We start from the raw sequence: 17,225 nt of genomic DNA, 5'->3' as shown, positions 1-17,225 counted from the left end.
CGTATTTGAAGCTGTCAACCATTAACTCAGCTCGGACATTTTTCGCTGTAACATGCAAAAAAACGCGTATTCCGCCTGCTACGCAAGCAAAATACGCGCCTTGTATCATCGTTCGAGTTTGTTCGCAAACTCGCCCATATTACTTTAAAATACCTTCGTTGTCCACGACTCACAATTCCATGTCTCCGTAACCACATCACGATAGAATTCAGGTTCGTGAGAGATTAGCAGAATACTGCCTTTATAAGCTTTGAGTGCGCGTTTCAATTCATCCTTCGCATCAACGTCCAAATGGTTCGTCGGCTCATCGAGTACGAGCAGATTTGTTTCGTTATTGATCAGTTTGCAGAGACGAACTTTGGCTTTCTCGCCACCGCTCAGTACCGCGACCTTGCTCTCAATATGCTTGGTAGTCAGTCCGCATTTTGCGAGTGCAGCACGCACTTCAAATTGGGTATAGGAAGGGAACTCCTGCCAGATCTCTTCGATACAGGTATTGTAGTTCGCATCCTTCATCTCTTGTTGGAAATATCCAATCTCCAGATGTTCACCGCGCTGAACGGTTCCTTCCAAAGCCTGAATCTCGCCCAGAATGCTGCGCATCAGCGTTGTTTTACCGATACCGTTCGCACCAACGAGAGCGATCTTCTGACCACGCTCCATACGCAGGTCCAGTGGTCTCGACAACGGCTCATTGTATCCAATGACAAGACCTTTTGTTTCGAAAATGAGCTTGCCGGACGTTCTGGCATCACGGAAATTGAACTGTGGTTTCGGTTTTTCCTTGGCGATTTCGATGACATCCATCTTGTCCAATTTCTTCTGTCTGGACATCGCCATGTTGCGTGTAGCCACACTTGCCTTGTTCCGGGCCACAAAGTCCTTGAGATCAGCAATTTCCTGTTGTTGACGCTTATACGCCGACTCCAGCTGCTGTTTTTTCATCTCATGGACTTCCTGGAAGTGACTATAATCACCCACATAACGGGTAAGATCCTGATTTTCCATGTGATAGATCAAGTTAATTACACTGTTCAGGAACGGGATATCATGCGAGATCAGAATAAAGGCATTCTCATATTCCTGCAAATAGCGTTTCAGCCATTCGATATGCAATTCATCCAGATAGTTCGTAGGCTCATCCAGGAGCAGAATATCCGGTTTTTCAAGCAGCAGCTTGGCAAGCAATACCTTCGTACGTTGTCCACCACTAAGGTCGTTAACGTCCTTGTCCAGACCGATATCGGTTAGACCCAGACCGCGTGCTGTCTCGTCGACTTTGGCATCAATCATGTAGAAATCCTGGTTAGTCAGCGTATCCTGAATCGTACCTACATCCTCCAGCAGCTGTTCCAATTCCTCCGGAGTTACATCGCCCATCTTGCCATACATATCATTCATTTCTTGTTCCATGTCGAACAAATACTGGAACGCACCACGAAGGACATCACGAATGGATTGTCCCTTGCTCAACACAGCGTGCTGATCCAAGTATCCGACACGCATGCGTTTGGACCACTCCACTTTACCTTCATCCGGCTGGAGTTTACCCGTAATAATGTTCATGAAGGTTGATTTACCCTCACCATTAGCCCCGATCAGACCAATATGTTCGCCTTTCAGGAGGCGGAAAGAAACGTTGTTAAAGATAGCACGGTCACCAAAACCATGACTTAATTTTTCGACATTTAATATGCTCATTCATGACACCTTTTCTATATAGACTTAATTCTTTGTATATTATAAGCGTTATATCATGCACAACTCAACGCCCTATTGTAAATATAGCACCATTTTTCGATGAAATGTCCTTCGTTTTGACCCCTGATCCACTCAAACTGATATCAATGGCATTTGCCTTATAGGTATGGATGAGTTAAAATTTTTCCTTAAACGACTTACTACTATAAGAATGGAGCTCTCTTGGAGAGCATCAGGTGAAAATCATGATTGAAGTGAAACAATCCAAATTGGGTGATGGCGAATTTAACCGCGGCGTATTTGCAACCGTAGACATTCCAAAAGGTCAGCTGATCCATCAGGCTCCAGTTGTCCCTTATCCAAATGAAGACCACGAACATGTTGAGAAAACAATTCTCGAAGATTACGTATTCGAATACGGAGCCAATCATACGGCTATCCTGCTGGGCTATGGCAGTTTGATCAATCATTCCTACGAGCCTAACGCCACCTATGATATCAACTTCGAAAACCACACTTTTGACTTCTATGCTTATACAGATATCAAAGCCGGCGAAGAAGTATTGATTAATTATAATGGCGAGGAAGATAGCATGGACCCATTATGGTTTCTGGATGATTACGAAGAACGTATGCGTGAGTTTAACGAAACAAATGATGGTGAAAAGGATGCTGATGGCATCGAATCTGACTCCAAGGATACGGACTCAAGCAAATAAGACCTTGAGGATAAACGACAACAGTATTGCAACTTCATGTGAAAAAAATTCAAATAAGCCTCACCATAATCGTTGAAGGCTTGATAAATTAACCTATGGCGCTGCCTAATGCAAACGAAAACAAGCAAGTCCTCCACCAAGAAAGACTTGCTTGTTTTCGTTTGTTGCGATAGGGTCACATTTCCCAACCAAACCCATCTTAATCGGCAATGGGAGGGTCTGTGTGCAGATCCTGATCCGGTTCAGTCAATTTCCATTTGGTAAATGCAACCTCGAACCCGGCACGCTTCGGAGAACAGAGAAACGGTCCTGCTTGCTTGTTCGTCGGATAGGCAAACCTCGCGACCCGAATGGTACGCCAAGGATGCTCATCCGTGCGAGCACGAATAACCACGGCTTCGTCATGGTATGAAGCCCGAATGGTAACGATGCGTCCACCCCACTCCGGTACAGGTGAGAGCGACCAATCGGAAAACCGATCCGTTACGACCGCCCCTACATGAGCCACGCCGTCATTTACTTCAACCCCCGCCTTGATCCATTGATCCTGTCCATGCCAGAGCATTAACCCTGCCTGATCATACAATTCCGTGAATGAACTCAGATCAAATGATACTTCGATTGCCTTAGTTCCGTCCCATGGAGCAAGCATGGCATGTCCATTCTGATGACAGAAACCATAGAAGGTCTTCTCCCAGAAGTCACTGCCCTCCTGTGCCTCCACAATCAGACGGTCACCTTCCGTCCGCGCTTGAACCGGTTCGGTTGTCCACTCGGCATCATGAATCCGATGAAAATTAGCTGACATGATTCTTCCCTTCCTTCCACACCATCACATTAAAATAAAGAGCCCATATCCGATGCGGCTGTAGGATATGCAAAATTCATGGTGATTAACTGATCGGTCGTCAAATCGAACTGAATTGCCATTGCGAACAGGTTAATCAGTTCTTCTGTTTTGCCACCCAACACATGGGCACCCAAGATACGCCCTGTTGCCTTATCGATTACAACTTTGGCCATGGCAAATTTTTCATTCGTACGTTTATAAGTATACCATTTCGACATGTCATTTACCTTCACCTCGTAGCCCTCTTTTTTGGCCTGCTCCACAGTAAGACCTACAGAACCCAGGGATGGCACGGTAAATACAATTGAGGGCATTACTTTATAATTAGGTTTGTTCTGATTGCCTTCAAGCAGATTCAAGAATACTGCACGTGATTCCTGCCCTGCGAGCGGAGTCAACGGAAGCCCTTCCGTTGCGGTAACATCGCCAGCCGCATAGACTCTTGGATTGCTTTCGCTTTGCAAGTACTCATTAACGGAGATGCCTTTTTTTGTATAACTGACATTTCCCTTCTCCAGTTCAAGCCCATCTACATTTGGAATACGCCCTGCTCCGTGGACGACAAGTCCACACTGCCATTGATGATCAGCCCCATTGCGTGTTCCACTAACCACATATGCGTTGCCCTGCTGACGAATCGCCTTCACTTCCGCATTCAAGTGCACGTGAATGCCTACTTCCTCGGATTTTTGCAGCAGTAAGTCCACCAGCTCCGAATCAAACTGTTCCAGCGGCTCTTCACCTCGATGAATAATATGAACTTCCGTGCCAGCTCTGGCCGCAATATGTGCAAATTCAAAAGCAATGTAACCTCCACCTACCAGAACCAATTTATCCGGCAGCTGTTCCAGATCAAGAAAATCATCGCTATATTTCAGATGCTCTGCACCATCAATAGGTAGTGGCGCCGGACGCGCACCTGTTGCGATTAGAATATGTTTCCCCTGCAGTACTTCTTCCCCTACACGAATGTGATCTTCGTCGACGAAAGAAGCCTTGCCATGAAACGTATGCATCCCGGCCTGTTTGAACTTATCCTCGCTAGCTCTCGGAATACTCTCCGTAAATGTTCGCTTGAACGCCATAAGTTCCGACCACTGAATAGAGGCGTTACCGTCCACTCCTTTGCCCTTCATTCGTTCATTCCAGTCGACAAGTTCAGCAGCTCCTGCAAGTACTTTTTTGGGATCACAGCCCCGTAATGCACAGGTTCCGCCAAACTCTCGTTCATCAATCACGGCAATTTTCCATCCGGCTTCGGCACAGCGGGATATAACTGAGCTTGCAGCGCTCCCGGTTCCAATCGCGATCAGATCATAAGTTTGTGTCATGTTAGTTCCTCCTCTTCATGTATAACCGTAAATATCAAGCTATAATAACCCTGCTTTTTGCAGATAATCCGTTGCAACTTGTTCTGGAATCGCTCCATTAACGTTCACTTCGTAATTCATTTGGCGCATCTCATCATCCGTGATACGACCTGCAAGTTGATTCAGTAGCTCCACCAGCTGCGGATATTGGTCTGCTTTTTCTTTGCGGAGCATCGGTGCTCCCTGATATGGCGGGAACAATTCCTGATCATCCTCCAGCACAACGAGTTTATACTGTCTCAATTCACTGTCTGTGGAGTAAGCATCCAGCAAATTGATATCTCCACGCTGAACGGCTGAATAACGTAGTTTCGGTTCCATTGTGGCTACGTTCGGGAATTTGATGCCATACTTCTTCTGAATTCCAACATATCCGTCTTCCCGATCAGAGAATTCCAGTGTGAATCCTGCCTTAATCTGCTGCTGCACTGACTTGAGATCTGATATAGTCTTCAGATTATACTGATCCGCAACCTTCTGAGGCACAGCCAACGTATACGTATTGTTGTAATCCATCGGGTTCAGAAGAACCATATTGAACTGGCTCAACATCCCGTCTCTTGCCTGTTCATACACTTCTGTGCGATCAGTGCTGACTGCGGTTTCCTTCATAAACTCAGATATGGCGGTACCCGTAAATTCCGGATAAATATCAATATCACCTGATTTCAGTGCATTGAACAGAAATGCGGTTTTTCCCAATCCTGGTTTCAATTCAACCTTCAGATCGGTATCTTTTTCAATGAGTAATTTGTAGATATTAATCAGAATCTCCGGTTCGGCACCCAGCTTTCCAGCAATAACCAGATCTTTTTGCCCTCCACGGGAGAGCCCAGGAATCGTGATTACCAGAACAGCCACCAGAGCGAGTGTTCCGAGAGTGACCAGCGTTTTCTTGAACGATAAACGTTGGAACTGGCGGAGCAGCACATCAAACAAAATGGCGAGCAATGCGGCCGGGATGGCTCCCAGAATAATCAATGCAGTATCATTTCGATCAATACCAAGCAAAATGAGTTCACCCAGACCTCCAGCACCAATCAGGGCTGCAAGCGTTGCTGTACCTACAATCAGAACCATTGCGGTACGAATGCCTGCCATAATGACAGGCATCGCAAGTGGCAGCTCCACTTTGGTCAGACGTTGACGACTGTTCATGCCCATCGCATTCGCTGCTTCGACCATGGAAGGATCAACTTCCGATATGCCAGTATACGTGTTGCGGAGTACCGGAAGCAGGGCATACACTACAAGCGCAATAATCGCAGGAAGTGTACCAATGCCGAATAACGGAATGAGCAATCCGAGAAGGGCCAGTGACGGGATCGTTTGCAATACTGCTGTAACCCCAATAATCGGCTCAGCTACTCTTGGCTTGCGTGTCAGATAAATGCCAAGCGGGATAGCGATCAGAACGGCAAAGAACAACGCGATAAATGAGATCTGAATATGCTCAAGGAGGGCAGACAACAACTGTCCTTTGCGCTCACTGAACACCTCCGTAAATTTACTCATGTCCATCACCCCGTTCCTGCAGCTGACCGGACCAGTACCGGATCAGATCGGCTCGACTGACCTGGCCTATAATCTGGTGTTCTTTCTCGACCAGTAGATGATCATGAGAAGCCATGATTTCCACAAATTCCGGCAGCGTAATCGATACAGGAACAGCCGTTTTGGCTGACTTCGGCACATGCCCGGGTGAGAGCGGGGACATGATCGATTCAAGATCAAATATTGAATTCAGTCGTTCTTGTTCGCCAGTGGCCGCTCGTAATTCATACATCGGGTCTCCCCCACCAGATATAGGCTGTGAACTCCTATCCGGACCAGAACTGCCAACAAAGTCACGTACAAATTCATTCGCTGGCTGCTGGATTAGTTCTTCCGGGGTGCCCACCTGTAATACTTGCCCATCCTTCATGATGCAGATACGATCACCCAGCTTCATCGCTTCCTGAATATCATGGGTAACAAACACAATCGTCTTCTTCATCTGACGCTGAATATCCAGAATATCGTCCTGTAATTTCTCGCGGCTCATCGGGTCAAGTGCACTGAACGGTTCATCCATCAGTACAATTTCGGGATCGGCAGCGAGTGCGCGCAATACACCGATTCTCTGTTGTTGTCCACCAGATAGCTCAGCAGGCTTGCGATCACTGTATGTGGTACCTTTTAGTCCGACCATGTCCAGCAAAGTATGTACGCGCTCCTTGATTTGCTCTGACTTCCACTTTCGGAGTTCAGGAACAACCGCAATATTTTCGGCAATCGTCATATGTGGGAACAGTGCAATCTGTTGCAGCACATATCCGATATTCCAACGCAATTCATGAATGTTATATTCATCAATAGGCCGTCCGTTAATTCGTACGGTTCCATCTGTCCGTTCGATCAGGCGATTGATCATTTTGAGCATTGTGGTTTTGCCGCAACCGCTCGGACCAATCATGACAAACAGCTCTCCCTTATTAATGTTGAGATTAACCTGACGCAGAGCATGGGTTCCATCAGGGTATTGCTTGGATACATTTTCGAACTGAATCATCCGTTCTCTTCTCTCCTTTTATCAAACATTCATTCTCATCTATTTCCCCAAAAGCGTACACATATAATCACCGTGCTGGACTGGGGTATTGTTGTTTCTGTAGAAATCGGAATACGAACGGATACCTCCAAAGGTTGAACAACCAGCAAAAAAGACGGGCCTCAGGCACCGTCTTCATGTTATTCAGCAGGATTAGCTTCCAATATTTTTATAATAATTCTTATATCATTTCCCTCATTGCATATGCTGCCTAATAAATTGCTCCAGAGAAACCGGGCTTTGCCCTGTGACTTTAAGTACCGTTTCCGTCGTTTGATCTTCTCTTCCTTCCTCCCGGATGAATACATCCAGTCCTGCCAGAGCCGTGGCGTAATCTTCTGACATTCCCGCCTGAATCATGCTGTTCCTCAGTTCTGCATCTGATAAAGATTCATGCTGTATGGACTTATCCAGTAAACGACTGAACATACCAGCAACTTGGCCATAAGATAATGTCTCCGGCCCCGTAATGATATGAGCTGTATTATGGGGGACCACATCTGTCAGAGCATGGAAGGCAACTGCTGCGATATCATCTGCGCTGACAAAACCAATTTTACCGTCACCAGTAGCACTGTAGATTTTCCCGAACTGCTTCATCGTCTCCCGATGCGGTCCTTCTGTAAAGTTCTCCATAAAATAGGAAGGCTGTAGTACAGTCCACTCGGGAGCAAGCTCCTTCAAGCTTTGATGTACTTTGCCAAATATAGGTCCGTCTTCATCAACGGAAGCACTGCCAAGCAAGACGAATCGTTTAACGCCGCTCCATAACGCTTCCTTGATGAACGGAATCATTACGGCTTCCGGGTGCATGTCCATGACTGGCACGACAAGGTACACTTGATCCACATTTTTTAGCGCTGAACCGTAAGTGGTTGAATCATACCAATCAAAGTAGACATAGTTGTCACCAGAATCAGATGGTTTTTTTCTCCCTGCCAGACGCACCGGATAGTGGTGCTTCTGAAGCATGGCCACAACCCGGCTTCCTGTCTTTCCATTCGCTCCTGTAATCAGGGTTAAAGGTTTATCGTTGATCATTTTCATTTCCTCCTAAGTCCGATTCGAGAACTACGATCGGATTCCAATAGTCTTTATAATGTGTAATCTTGCCGTTCTGATGGCTCACTACAGAGATGTAGGTTTGGTTATACGGTTTACCTGTGACCAGGGAACGCCCCTCACACGTGAACTCGGCCACAAACTGTTGTTTCGCGTGATCAGCCAGAATCACCGGTTCAGAAAACTGCTGGATTTCAATCATCCTCATAAGATCATGTACATGATTCGCAATTGCAGCTTTGCCTTCCAACTTCTTAGGGAACCCTGGCGGGGAATAAGGGAATTCGAAGACAGCTTCTGTCGCATATAACTCCACCCACTGATCCAGCTCTCCATCCAGCAGTAATTGAGTAAATCCGTGCATAATACGTTGTGGCATATCATTGCCGGCTTCCATCTGATAAGAATGTTTCATATGTCACTTCCTCCTTCGGTTTGCTTTGTGTTCTTTTTCCAGACTGATCAGTCTAAAATAGTGAAAAAATAAACGCCCTAAGCGTTCATTTTCAGAAATCCAACAATAATCCTTGCTCATATACTGCCATTAATTCATAACTCTTAATGTCGTACGCACTAGCTCCCGCAGCACTTCTGTACTGGCACCGCTCTTGGCTGTGAAGGTCAATGACAGACGGGAATAATTCAGAAAACGGGCAATACCGGGCAATTCATCCTCGGCATGGTTAAATTCACCGTTTTTATTCCCACGGATTAGCGCCGCAAGAAAAATATCTTCCATTCGCTTGTTGTTCGCTTGAATAAAGTCGGCAATTTCATGATTTTGAGGTGCCTGTTCGACGGCGCTATTGATGATAAAACATTCATTGCGACGCCCCTCGTCACTCAATACGTTAACGGCTTCGTTGAAAAGCTGTTCCATCCCCTGCCGCACACTCGTGCATTCATTCAACAGCCGAATACCCGCCTCTGTTTTCTGCTGGATATAAAATTTCAGGGCAGAGACAAATAAATCATGCTTGGTTCCATAGGTGTCATACAAACTTTGCCGTGCAATACCAAGCTCATTCAGCAGTACGGTCAACGAAGTACCTTCATAACCATAGGCTCCAAATACAGCCGTGGCTTTCCTTAGAACACTTTCCGTGTCAAACTCCTTGGCTCTTCCCAATTTCAGACCTCACCTCCCGCTTGCTTAAGTAAAGAATACACTTTTCCAGACTGATCAGTCAAGAAAATAAATGCTTTGATTTTTGGCAAAGTGGTATAATGACAATAGAAGTTAAATTAATTCATTTACCATTACGATCATGCCAACATATAAAGGAGTGTAGCGATATGCATATTCAAATTACAGATTTGGCTGCTGCGCGATTAACTGAAAGACTGAATGATCAGCCCGGTTATTTCAAAGTGATCTATGACATGGAAGGTTGTGGCTGTAACGGAATTATCGCCATACTGATCGTGGATGAACCCGAAACTCTGGATGTACAAATTGAAACCAATCTGGTGCCGTTCTATGTCGATCCGAAGCAACAGTTAAATCTGGAGCAGCACATGAAGCTAGACACGGAACCCAACTATCCTTCATTCAAATTAAGCAGTGATTCCGGTGTACTCAGCAGCAATGTCCGTGTTCGGGATGCCCGCGCAGTGGCTGCCGGTAGCTCCGGCAATTCTGTTTCATGCGAGCTGTAATCCAAAGATTCGTGGCTGAAATAATGAGCCTTTGATGCGCCTATATGTATACAGAAAGACTTTGCACAAAGGGTGCAGAGTCTTTTTTTGTGCTCTTTTCCTCGTCAGACAATTAAAAGCTATGAATCTAGCAAACTTTGTTTACAACTCGGAAACAATTGGAGAACCTATGGATATAATCCTCTAGTATACTCGGTATATAGCAAAAGTACGAGATTGATATAACCCGAGGAGGAACACACATCATGAAATCTTTTACACGTAAATCCATCGTATCCACGATACTTATAGGTTCTGTCGTAGCAGGCTCAGCATTCACAACGCTGCCCTTCACTAAAGAGCTGAACCCGGTCGCATCTGCTGCCAGCTCCAGCTTCACTCAATTCCTGCATGATAATGCACCTGGTCGCACAATCAAAACGAGCAGCAGCGGTCTGGCAACGGTAACGAATCTATCAAGCACGGTTGTGCTAGTGAATAAAAAGAGAAACTTGCCTTCAACCTATGCCCCTCAGGATCTTGTTGTTCCTAACATTCCATTTAGCTTCTCCGGCTCCAGTCCGAAAAAGCAAATGCGTAAAGTGGCTGCTACCGCAATCGAGAACTTGTTCGCAGCAGCAAAAAAAGACGGCATTGATATCAAAGCCGTGTCCGGTTATCGCTCTTATGCCACCCAAAAATCCATTTTTGACCGTAATGCAAGTATCAAAGGCGAAGCCGTTGCCAATAAAACCAGTGCTCGTCCTGGACAAAGTGAACATCAGACCGGTCTCGCTATGGATATCTCCAGCGCATCAGCGGGATATGATTTGCAACAAAGCTTTGGAAACACCAAAGAAGGCAAATGGCTGAAAGCCAATGCACATAAATACGGATTTATCATTCGTTATGGCAAAGATCAGGAGAAACTGACAGGCTACTCTTATGAGCCATGGCATGTGCGTTATGTTGGCGTATATATTGCTGGGGAAATTACGAGCCAGAACCTTACACTCGAAAAATACCTGGAGCGCGCCAAATAAACACAAGGAATCTGTACGATAAAAACGTCCGTTCCACTCTTATGACTATAGTATGTAAAAAAGCAAACTGAACTATAAAGGACGGGGCCCGGTATCGGGCCTTTCATTCCTGCATCACTTCTACACCTACATAATTCATCAGCAAATAACACTCTGTCATAGTTTAAGGACCTACAATCTTCCTGAAAACGACAGGCAGCCTTTTCACGCTTTCCGTTCCCGCCCAGGAACCAACGCCAGCAAGAAGTGCATTATGAAACAGATAAAGCGCAACATTGTAAGCGAGGGTACCCAATACCATCTCTACCACCAAAAAACGTTTCAACGTGGAGGATTCGATGACGTATACCTGAAATTCATTTCGCGACTTTCCAGCCCTGTACCTTGTGATGAATGTTTTCATGAATCACCTCATCTGTTTTATTTTATCGTATGGCAGGCAGATCTTGTCTTATTCAAAAATAATACTTACATAAAGTAACCTAGTGTGTTATAGTCAGTTTATAAACCATACATAAGCGAGGGAAACTACCATGAGTGAATTGGAGAATCTGGTCAAAAACCGCAGATCGGCCATTATTTTTGAAGAAGGAATTGAGATTCCAGAGTCGGAACTGCAAGAAATGTTTGCCCTGAACAAATTCGCACCTTCCGCCTTTAACCTCCAGCATACGCACTATCTTGTGCTGACGGACCCGGCTCAGAAAGAAAAAGTCTATGAAGCTTCACAGCAATATAAAGTTAAAACCGCCTCTGCGGTCATTGTTGTCCTCGGCGATGTCAACGCACACCATCACATCCGCACGATTAATGAGGGCCTGCTGAATCTTGGCGCGCTTACTCCGTTCCAATACGAGCAAGAATCGAAGAGCGTCATCGAATTTTACGAAACGCGGGGAAGGTTCTTCCAGCGGGAAGATGCAATTCGTAATGCCAGCCTGTCAGCGATGCAATTGATGCTGATCGCTCAGGATCGTGGTTGGGACACCTGCCCCATGATTGGCTTCGATGCTGAAGAGTTGCAACGTTGCTTGGATATTCCCGACCATTATGTACCTGCCATGCTGATTACAATCGGCAAAAAGTCAGACGCCAAACAACGTCCGCGCGGATACCGCAAACCGATTAACGAATATGTCAGCTTTAACAAAATGCATGCCGAATAACTTGGGAATGTGACATCCGTAACTTTTCACTCATTCCATTACGAAAGAGAGGTCGATGATCAGATCATCGGCCTCTTTCCTATTTTCCCAGAATAAAGAAATCACACGTCAACTTCGTTCACAGCCTTATCAGGATTCGCCTTCCGACTGGCTTAGCCTTCACTCACAGCTCTAGTCAAACCAATCTATCTTTTTCCAAAAATACATATGAATATTTTTTTATACCATGATAGCATTCGAAATGTAACCCATAACCGTAACGAAAGGAATGAAAACTAATGGAATTCCACATCGAAACCCTGCCAACATCCCGGATTGCTTATGTACGACAAGTGGGTCCGTATGGTCCTGCTAACAGCCACGCGATGGAAACATTAAAGACCTGGGCAAGATCCAAAGGACTGCTTACAAAGTCGACTATCTTGTTCGGCATTCCGCAGGATAACCCGGAAACCGCCCTACCCTCTCAATGCAGGTATGATGCTTGTATTGTCATATCAGAGGATTACTGCCTGGATGAGTCGACTTCACAACTTGAAGAAGCTGAACTTCATGGCGGGCAATATCTGGTTTGCAAAGTCAAACATACAGCAGAAGATGTGAAGCAAGCCTGGACCGAGATTTTCCCATATTTGCAGAGCAATGGTTATATCATGGACAACAAACCCATTTTGGAAAGGTATGCTGGTGATCTCCTTCTTCTGGATTTTTGCGAAATATGTGTACCGGTTAAGCCGCTTTAAATCAGCCATATTTGTGGATGCCATAACAAAAAAGCGACTTCAACGTTGAAGTCGCCTTTGTTTATTACTTATTTCCGTTTCCGTTTTTCACCAATTAAAATGCCCAGTTTCCCTTGCGGAATACAGGTTCCACCGTACCATCCTGCAACTCACCATCAATGTCGAGCTCTGCGGAGCCGATCATAAAGTCCACATGGGTCAGACTGACGTTACATTCATGTTTCAGCAATTCCTCGTTAGACATCGTCGTACCATCCTTCATGTTGAATGGATATGCACTTCCGACGGCCAGATGGCAGGATGCATTCTCATCTATGCCGGTATTATAGAAAATACGATTCAAGTTGGAGATTGGGGAATCATGCGGCACCAAGGCCACTTCGCCAAGATAACGTGCACCTTCATCAGTGGCAAACAGGTTTTTCAGATGCTCTTCACCCGAAGATGCTGTAAAAGCAACGACCTGTCCATCCTTGAACGTAATTCTCATCTGGTCTACAAGTTGTCCATTCAGGTTCAGCGGCATCGTGCTGCTGACGAATCCGTTGACTCCACTGCGCTTCGGCATTGTAAATACTTCTTCTGTCGGCATGTTCGCAACGGTATACACACCTTGCTTGTTTTCTCCACCGCCGCCACCCCAGATATGGTTGTTCACCAGCTCGATTTTCAAATCCGTTCCTGGTGCGCGGTAGTGCAGGCTTTTATAATTTTTCTTGTTCAGCAAATCACTCATGGCATTCAGAGTGTCCAGATGTTTTTTCCAGTTCTGTACAGCATCTCCGCCATCGACACGGTTCATTTTGAAGATGGTTTCCCACATAACGTTAATGCGATCTTCCTCTGGAATGTCGGCAAACACTTTGTTCGCCCACGCCTTGGTTGGCGCTTTGATCAGACACCAGCTAATTTCGTGGTTACGCGTATATTTCGAATATCCGCGACGTGCATGAGCCGCCGCTTTGGTTGCACGCGAAACGTTGTCGGAATTGATGCCTTTGTACAATTCAGGGTCAGGTACTTTGATCGTGAGAGTAGCGCCACCTGCTTCGGCAAACTTCTCCATCATTTCCGCCTTCCAGGCCGGGTAATAATCGAAGCTGTCATCGGAGCCATGTTCAAAACGACTGCGTGTAATATCGTCATCATCAAAATCAACCTGTACATACTTGGCGCCAGCCGCATACGCTTTTTGCACGATCAGACGGGTGAATTCCAATGTTTCGATGGGTGCCGTTACGAGCAGATCCTGTCCTTTCTGAATATTTACGCCGACTTTGACAACCAGCTCTGCGTATTGTTCCAACGATTTTTCAAAGGTTTGTTCAAAATTACTCATGGTTGTGTTCACTCCTGATTCATATTTGAATGACTATTGCTGCAAAATTATTTAAACCTTGCGTTTTTCTTGCTCACGCAGCTCGATCCGGCGGATTTTTCCGGAGTTTGTTTTCGGCAGATCAGCTACAAACTCGATTTTGCGTGGATATTTGTAGGGTGCTGTCCATTCCTTCACATGGTTTTGTAGTTCACGCGCCAGTTCTGGTGATGCGAGAGACTCGTCTCTCAGTACTACAAATGCTTTCACTACGTTACCACGGATCTCATCGGGACTTGCAACAACGGCGCATTCCTTCACGCTGGCGTGTTTCATCAACGCTTCTTCCACCTCGAACGGTCCAATCGTGTAACCTGAGCTGATGATGATATCGTCACTGCGGCCTTCAAACCAGAAGTAGCCTTCTTCGTCTTTACGTGCGCGGTCACCTGTTACAAAATAATCCCCACGCTGATTCGCTTCCTTCCGTCCCTCATCCTGATAATAAGCACGGAACAAGGCTGGCATATCCTTATGCACCGCAATATCTCCTACCTCACCTGCAGGTACAGGTTGTCCCTCTTCATTGATGATCTCAATGAGGCCTGGTGTAATGGACTGCCCCATAGAACCGATTCGTACGGGAGCCTCCTTTAAACTGCCGATCAGCAGCGTGCTCTCGGTTTGTCCATATCCGTCCCGGATCGTCAGGTCAAAGTGACGCTGGAAAATTTCAATTACTTCCTGATTCAATGGCTCACCAGCAGACACGGCGCTGCGCAGTGCGGACAGATCATGGTGACCCAGATCGTCTGTTTTGGCCATTAACCGATATTCCGTCGGCGTACAGCACAAGACGTTGATCTGATGCTCCTGCAACAGTTCCAGATAACGTTTGGGTTGGAATGATCCATTATAAACCAGTCCGGTCGCCCCTCTTCCAAGCACGGACAGAAACGGACTCCAGATCCATTTTTGCCACCCAGGTGCAGCCGTTGCCCATACCGTATCCGAAGGCTGAATATCCAGCCATAACGATGAAGCGATCCGCAGATGGGCATACCCCCAACCATGACTATGTACTACGCCTTTTGGATTGCCAGTCGTACCGGAGGTATATGCGAGAATAGCCATATCGTCACGATGTGTTTCCACTGCAGCCATCGTATCGGATTGGCCTTGCATTAACTGGTGTACATTGACCCAGCCTTCTCCAGGTACGCTATCATCACCATTTGGTGATGCAACGATGCGATGTGCCAATGCTGGCAGATCTGCATTTATCTTTTCAACTTCAGCAGTCGTCTCGGACCAGACAATGACAGCCCGGGCCTCGGAATGCCGAAGACGATACTCCAGATCTTTCGCACGCAGCATTTCGGAAGAAGGAATAACAGCAATGCCCAGTTTCAGGCAGGCAATGTATATGACATAGGCAATAATTCGGCGTGGTACCATGACCAGCACCCGGTCGCCCTTCTCCAAACCAAGATCACGCAAGCCTCCAGCAAGACGATTTGCCTGCTTCAATAACTCACCATAAGTGATCTCTTCCAATTCTTTATGATCGCTCAGCCATCTAAGTGCAACCCGATCCGACGGGTGATTCTCCATCTCGGATGTCAGGTTATAGGTTTCAGGCGAAATCCACTGTTGAAAATTCAAATGGAGCCTCTCCTTCATATTTCAAATGTATAGCATCTATATATTATACCCTAAATCCTAGGACCTGGTGCTATGATATGAAATAGTTTAAGAAAAAAAATAAACACAGGTCAATTAAGACGAAGCTCTAAAAGGTTTATCTCTACATATAAAGAAGATAAGTAAGACAAAAAAAGTGTCCTCCCGACTACAGGAAGACACCTTAGTTATCCCAACATATCTATAACATATAGATTGATTTAATCATTGTAGACATGACTCTGAATTTCCAGAGTCGTATCTCTGCGTTACAATCTTACCAAGCGTAGTTTCCGATGCCATCCAAGATGCTTTCGATTTCATTCAGCTCTTCTGTCGTCAGGTCTGATGCCTGAAGGGCGGCTACGTTTTCTTCGATCTGGGACACACGGCTTGCGCCGATCAGAGCAGAAGTAACTCGGTTGCCACGCAAAATCCAGTTCAGTGCCAATTGGGAGATCGTTTGACCTCTACGTTCGGCAACCGCCTGAAGTGCTTCGAACTTGGCGATCCGTTCGTCCGTATAGGCTTCTTTTCTTAGATTTCCTGTTGGATTGGCCCGCTCTTCCTTGATCTTGTCCACATATTTATTCGTCAACTGTCCGCGACCAAGCGGACAGAATGCGATCGATCCTACGCCGTGCTCATCCAGCACATCCTGCAATCCATCCTCAATCCAGCGATTCAACATCGAATAGTTTGGCTGGTGAACCAGACAAGGTGTTCCGAGACGACGCAAAATAGTAACTGCTTCTTTGGTCTGTTCGGCATCATAGTTGGACAAGCCCACATACAGAGCTTTACCCTGTCTAACGATATGATCCAGCGCAGTCATCGTTTCTTCGAGCGGTGTCTCCGGATCTGGACGGTGATGATAGAAAATATCTACGTAATCCAGTCCCATCCTGCTGAGACTTTGGTCCAGACTGGCAATCAGGTTTTTGCGAGAACCCCATTCGCCGTATGGACCGTTCCACATATGATAACCTGCCTTAGTTGAGATAAGCAGTTCGTCGCGGTAAGGACGCAGATGTTTTTTGAGAATGACACCAAAATTCTCTTCAGCTGATCCCGGAGGTGGTCCATAGTTGTTGGCCAAGTCGAAATGGTTAATTCCCAGATCGAATGCGCGCAGGATCATCTCTTCCTGAATATCCAGGGTGCGGTTTCCACCGAAGTTCTGCCATAAGCCTAGTGCTATTTGCGGCAGTTTAATTCCGGTTTTGCCAGAGCGTGCATACTTCATTTCACTGTATCGTTGTTCACTCGCAGTATAAGGCATGGTTTATCTCTCTTTTCCTGTAAAAGTTATTGAATACCCTTTCATCTTAGACACTTTCCA

The 17,225-nt window shown here is 46.0% G+C and carries 17 protein-coding genes; 5 read left to right on the top strand and 12 right to left on the bottom strand.

Annotated features, from left to right (window positions below; all coding sequences use genetic code 11):
• Positions 1–144 precede the first annotated feature (144 nt).
• The gene (locus ACDJ58_RS11815; protein ID WP_379435121.1) at positions 145–1,701 is read right to left on the bottom strand and encodes an ABC-F family ATP-binding cassette domain-containing protein; all 1,557 of its coding nucleotides are present in this window, start codon (positions 1,699–1,701) and stop codon (positions 145–147) included.
• A gap of 245 nt (positions 1,702–1,946) precedes the next feature.
• Between ACDJ58_RS11815 and ACDJ58_RS11810 the strand changes: the two genes are divergently transcribed.
• Positions 1,947–2,420, top strand: a complete 474-nt coding sequence (locus ACDJ58_RS11810) for an SET domain-containing protein (protein WP_413379618.1) — start codon at positions 1,947–1,949, stop codon at positions 2,418–2,420.
• Between the two features lie 199 nt (positions 2,421–2,619).
• On the opposite strand, the gene ACDJ58_RS11805 is transcribed toward ACDJ58_RS11810, so the two are convergent.
• From ACDJ58_RS11805 to ACDJ58_RS11775, 7 genes are all read right to left on the bottom strand, one after another.
• Entirely contained in the window at positions 2,620–3,228 is a 609-nt protein-coding gene (locus ACDJ58_RS11805; RefSeq protein WP_413378087.1) for a DUF1349 domain-containing protein, read from the bottom strand.
• Positions 3,229–3,257: 29 nt separating this feature from the next.
• Positions 3,258–4,601: a dihydrolipoyl dehydrogenase family protein gene (locus ACDJ58_RS11800; RefSeq protein ID WP_413378085.1), complete on the bottom strand. Its 1,344-nt coding sequence runs from the start codon at positions 4,599–4,601 to the stop codon at positions 3,258–3,260.
• A 39-nt stretch (positions 4,602–4,640) separates the two neighbouring features.
• On the bottom strand, positions 4,641–6,155 hold the full coding sequence (gene opuFB, locus ACDJ58_RS11795) for an osmoprotectant update ABC transporter permease/substrate-binding subunit OpuFB (protein WP_413378083.1): 1,515 nt from the start codon (positions 6,153–6,155) through the stop codon (positions 4,641–4,643).
• Complete coding sequence (locus tag ACDJ58_RS11790; protein WP_413378081.1) at positions 6,148–7,191, bottom strand: ABC transporter ATP-binding protein; 1,044 nt, start codon at positions 7,189–7,191, stop codon at positions 6,148–6,150. Before ACDJ58_RS11790 ends, opuFB begins: the two co-directional genes overlap by 8 nt.
• Positions 7,192–7,425: 234 nt before the next feature.
• Positions 7,426–8,271 (bottom strand): NmrA family NAD(P)-binding protein, encoded by an 846-nt coding sequence (locus ACDJ58_RS11785; RefSeq protein WP_413378079.1) that lies wholly within the window; start codon positions 8,269–8,271, stop codon positions 7,426–7,428.
• Positions 8,258–8,707: a nuclear transport factor 2 family protein gene (locus ACDJ58_RS11780; RefSeq protein WP_413378077.1), complete on the bottom strand. Its 450-nt coding sequence runs from the start codon at positions 8,705–8,707 to the stop codon at positions 8,258–8,260. The genes ACDJ58_RS11785 and ACDJ58_RS11780 overlap by 14 nt, the downstream gene beginning before the upstream one ends.
• Before the next feature lie 129 nt (positions 8,708–8,836).
• Positions 8,837–9,421 (bottom strand): TetR/AcrR family transcriptional regulator, encoded by a 585-nt coding sequence (locus tag ACDJ58_RS11775; protein ID WP_413378075.1) that lies wholly within the window; start codon positions 9,419–9,421, stop codon positions 8,837–8,839.
• Positions 9,422–9,588: 167 nt separating this feature from the next.
• Between ACDJ58_RS11775 and ACDJ58_RS11770 the strand changes: the two genes are divergently transcribed.
• A complete protein-coding gene (locus tag ACDJ58_RS11770; protein WP_413378073.1) occupies positions 9,589–9,951 on the top strand; it encodes an iron-sulfur cluster biosynthesis family protein in 363 nt (120 codons plus the stop codon).
• A 245-nt stretch (positions 9,952–10,196) separates the two neighbouring features.
• Positions 10,197–10,973 carry a D-alanyl-D-alanine carboxypeptidase family protein gene (locus ACDJ58_RS11765; RefSeq protein WP_413378071.1) on the top strand — a complete coding sequence of 259 codons (777 nt, stop codon included), beginning with the start codon at positions 10,197–10,199 and terminating at the stop codon, positions 10,971–10,973.
• A gap of 163 nt (positions 10,974–11,136) precedes the next feature.
• Here ACDJ58_RS11765 and ACDJ58_RS11760 read toward each other — a convergent pair whose 3' ends face one another.
• Positions 11,137–11,376 carry a hypothetical protein gene (locus ACDJ58_RS11760; RefSeq protein ID WP_413378069.1) on the bottom strand — a complete coding sequence of 80 codons (240 nt, stop codon included), beginning with the start codon at positions 11,374–11,376 and terminating at the stop codon, positions 11,137–11,139.
• 130 nt (positions 11,377–11,506) lie between these two features.
• Here ACDJ58_RS11760 and ACDJ58_RS11755 point away from each other — a divergent pair, with 130 nt between their 5' ends.
• Positions 11,507–12,139, top strand: a complete 633-nt coding sequence (locus ACDJ58_RS11755; protein ID WP_413378067.1) for a nitroreductase family protein — start codon at positions 11,507–11,509, stop codon at positions 12,137–12,139.
• 278 nt (positions 12,140–12,417) lie between these two features.
• Positions 12,418–12,882, top strand: a complete 465-nt coding sequence (locus ACDJ58_RS11750; protein WP_413378065.1) for an AraC family transcriptional regulator — start codon at positions 12,418–12,420, stop codon at positions 12,880–12,882.
• 94 nt (positions 12,883–12,976) lie between these two features.
• Here the strand turns inward: ACDJ58_RS11750 and ACDJ58_RS11745 are convergent, their stop codons facing one another.
• From ACDJ58_RS11745 to ACDJ58_RS11735, 3 genes are all read right to left on the bottom strand, one after another.
• Positions 12,977–14,221, bottom strand: coding sequence for an aminopeptidase (locus tag ACDJ58_RS11745; RefSeq protein WP_413378063.1), 1,245 nt, complete (start codon positions 14,219–14,221; stop codon positions 12,977–12,979).
• Positions 14,222–14,272: 51 nt separating this feature from the next.
• Positions 14,273–15,814, bottom strand: a complete 1,542-nt coding sequence (locus tag ACDJ58_RS11740) for an acyl-CoA synthetase (RefSeq protein ID WP_413379616.1) — start codon at positions 15,812–15,814, stop codon at positions 14,273–14,275.
• Positions 15,815–16,160: 346 nt separating this feature from the next.
• Positions 16,161–17,165 carry an aldo/keto reductase gene (locus ACDJ58_RS11735; RefSeq protein ID WP_413378061.1) on the bottom strand — a complete coding sequence of 335 codons (1,005 nt, stop codon included), beginning with the start codon at positions 17,163–17,165 and terminating at the stop codon, positions 16,161–16,163.
• Between the last annotated feature and the right edge of the window lie 60 nt (positions 17,166–17,225).

The organism is Paenibacillus taichungensis (assembly GCF_047302525.1).
In the GTDB taxonomy this organism is placed as follows: domain Bacteria; phylum Bacillota; class Bacilli; order Paenibacillales; family Paenibacillaceae; genus Paenibacillus; species Paenibacillus taichungensis_B.
The sequence above is the reverse complement of the archived record's forward strand: the minus strand, read 5'-3'. Positions and strand labels throughout refer to the sequence as shown.